This is a genomic window from Agrobacterium sp. Ap1 (genome assembly GCF_017313375.1).
GTDB lineage: Bacteria > Pseudomonadota > Alphaproteobacteria > Rhizobiales > Rhizobiaceae > Neorhizobium > Neorhizobium cellulosilyticum.
Genome location: NZ_JAFLMY010000070.1, coordinates 1 through 1,133, shown reverse-complemented (window position 1 = coordinate 1,133; position 1,133 = coordinate 1). Strand labels below are relative to the sequence as shown.

Genomic DNA, 1,133 nt, shown 5'->3' with positions numbered 1-1,133 from the left:
AGCTTTGCTTACGCGGTTACGAGACCGGAATCTTTGTAATTCTCCTTCTTCGTCATCATCGCCCAGACGGATCGTGCCATCTTGTTGGCTAACGCAATAGCAACGAGCATACGCGGCTTGCGCGTCAACATACGCCCCAGCCACGAGCTCTCGGAGGGGGGCTTTCGGCATGCCCATCGGATCACCGTCATTGCGCCGATAATCAAAAGCCGTCGGATATCGCGCTGTCCCATCTTCGACGTCCGGCCAAGCACCTGCTTTCCACCGCTCGAATGTTGTTTAGGTACAAGCCCGAGCCATGCTGCAAAATCGCGTCCCTTCTGAAACGTCGTCATGGTTGGAGCAAAAGCCTCGATCGCCATGGCCGTGATCGGTCCTATGCCGGGCATTGACATCAGCCGAGCGGTATTATCCGATTGCTGAGCTTCAGATTTGAGTACCTTCTCCAGATTGGAGATACGGGCAGTTAGAAGATCAATCTGCTCCAAATAAATCCGGGCAGTTTCCACGACCAGGAGATCAAGGCCGCTATCATCGTCTTCCACGATCACCCTCAACGCGGCCAGGCTTGCAAGCCCCTGCGGTGCAATCACCCCATGTTCTGCCAAGTGAGCACGAAGGGCGTTAATCAGCTGCGTCCGCTGACGCACGAATAGATCGCGCGTCCGAAAGATCATGGAAGAAGCTTGCTGCTTCTCCGTTTTCGGCACGACAAACCTCATCGAGGGGCGGAAGGCGGCCTCCACAATGGCTTCAGCATCTGCCGCGTCATTCTTCTGCCGTTTGACGAAAGGCTTCACATAAGCGGGTGGCAGCAAGCGAACTTCATGGCCAAGCTTCCCGATCTCGCGAGCCCAGTAATGCGCGGTAGCACATGCTTCCATCGCAACGACACACCTCGGCAATTCCGAGAAGAAAGCCAAGACGTGAACGCGAGATAGCTTCCTACGAAATACCAAACCGCCATCGGCGCTGGCAGCATGGAGCTGAAATACCCGCTTTGCAAGGTCAAGGCCTACAATGCTAACTTCATTCATGGATGCTCTCTCCTCTGAGTGACGTTGTTGCAAACATCACTTTGGCACATCGCGATGCCGTCGGGAGGGGGCATCCACTCCATCAGTTCTGCGTGG

General features: G+C 55.2%; 1 protein-coding gene. It reads right to left on the bottom strand.

Translation table 11 applies throughout. The features are described 5' to 3' along the window. Nucleotides 1-8: 8 nt before the first annotated feature. A complete protein-coding gene (locus JZX87_RS31000) occupies nt 9-1,037 on the bottom strand; it encodes an IS110 family RNA-guided transposase (protein WP_206829651.1) in 1,029 nt (342 codons plus the stop codon). Between the last annotated feature and the right edge of the window lie 96 nt (nt 1,038-1,133).